This window comes from Bradyrhizobium nivariense (assembly GCF_029846695.2).
Taxonomy (GTDB): domain Bacteria; phylum Pseudomonadota; class Alphaproteobacteria; order Rhizobiales; family Xanthobacteraceae; genus Bradyrhizobium.
The window spans coordinates 1-1,722 of the sequence record NZ_JARWCR020000174.1 but is presented as its reverse complement, the minus strand read 5'-3'; the positions used below and the strand labels follow the sequence as shown (position 1 = coordinate 1,722).

Below are 1,722 nucleotides of genomic sequence, written 5' to 3'. Positions count from 1 at the left end.
TCTGGGCAGAGCTTCTCGGTCTGGCGCGGGTCGGGCGGCACGACAACTTCTTCGAACTGGGCGGCCACTCGCTGTTGGCGGTGCAGTTGATGGAGCGTCTGCGGCGGCTGTCGCTGGGGATCGAGGTGCGGACCTTGTTCGCCAAGCCGGTGCTGGCGGATCTGGCCGCAAGCCTGGGCACTCATCAGGAGGTGGCGGTCCCGGCCAACCTGATCACCGCGAGCAGCACGGCGATTACGCCGCAGATGCTGCCGCTGATCGAGCTGACGCAGGGCGAGATCGATCGGATCGTCGCCATGGTGCCTGGTGACGTCGCCAACATCCAGGACATTTATGGCTTGTCGGCGCTGCAGGACGGCATCCTGTTCCATCATCTGCTCGCCAGCCATGGCGATCCGTACCTGCTGGTGTCGCAGATGGCGTTTGCCGACCGTGGCCTGTTGGATCGCTATCTTGCCGCGGTTCAGCGGGTGGTGGATCGGCACGACATCTTAAGGACATCGTTTGTCTGGGAGGGCCTGTCGAGCCCGGCCCAGGTGGTGTGGCGGAACGCGCCGCTGCTGGTGACCGAGGTTGAGCTGGACGGGTCTTCTGGTCCCGGCCACGAGCAGCTTAAGGATCGGTTTGATCCGCGCCAGCACCGCATCGATCTTGGCCGGGCGCCGCTGTTGCGGTTTGTGATTGCGCGCGAGCCCGGCAGCGCGCGCTGGCTGCTTTTGGAGCTGCAGCACCATTTGATCGGGGATCACACCACGCTGGAAGTGATGCATGCCGAGGTCCGGGCCGTGCTGGAGGGGCGCGAGCATGAGCTGATAGCCCCGCAGCCGTTCCGCAATCTGGTGGCCCAGGCGCGATTGGGCGTGGGTGCGGATGCGCATGAGCAGTTCTTCCGGGGGCTGCTGGCCGACATCGATGAGCCGACCACGCCGTTTGGGCTGAGCGAGATCCGCGGCGACGGCAGCGGCGTCGGCGAGGCGCATCGGATGCTGCCGCAGGCGCTCAACGCGCGGCTGCGCAGCCAGGCGCGGCGGCTCGGGGTGAGCCTGGCCAGCCTGTGCCATCTGGCCTGGGGGCAGGTGGTGGCGCGCAGCAGCGGCCGCGAGCAGGTGGTGTTCGGCACGGTGCTGTTCGGCCGCATGCGTGGCGGCGCCGGTGCCGACCGCGCCATGGGCCTGTTCATCAACACCCTGCCGCTGCGGCTTGATCTCGACGGCACCGGGGTCGAGGCGAGCGTGCGCACCACCCACGCCCGGCTGGCCGAGCTGCTGGCGCATGAGCATGCCTCGCTGGCCTTGGCGCAACGCTGCAGCAGCGTTGCGGCACCGGCGCCGCTGTTCAGCGCGCTGTTGAACTATCGTCACACCACGCCAGCGGTCATGTCCGGTTCTGCACCGAATGATGGGCTAGAGGGGGTGGAATGGCTGGGCGGGGAGGAACGCACCAACTATCCCGTGACGCTGTCGGTGGAGGATTATGGCGAAGCGCTCGGCCTGACGGCGCAGGTGGCGGAGGGCGTTGCTGCGGATCGGGTCTGCGGCTACATGCAGCGGGCGCTCGAGCAAGTGGCTGAGGCGCTGGAGCATGCCCCCAACACGCCGGTGCGCGAGCTCGACATGCTGCCGGCCGACGAACGCACCTATCTGCTGGAGGAGTTGAACCGGACGGCGGCGCCCTATCCGGCGGAGCAGTGCATCCATGAGCTGTTCGAGGCGCAGGTGCGCC

The 1,722-nt window shown here is 67.8% G+C and carries 1 protein-coding gene; it reads left to right on the top strand.

The features are described 5' to 3' along the window. Positions 1–1,722, top strand: a 1,722-nt coding sequence (locus QCM77_RS45745) for a condensation domain-containing protein (RefSeq protein WP_280097117.1), incomplete at both ends; no start/stop codon positions are given.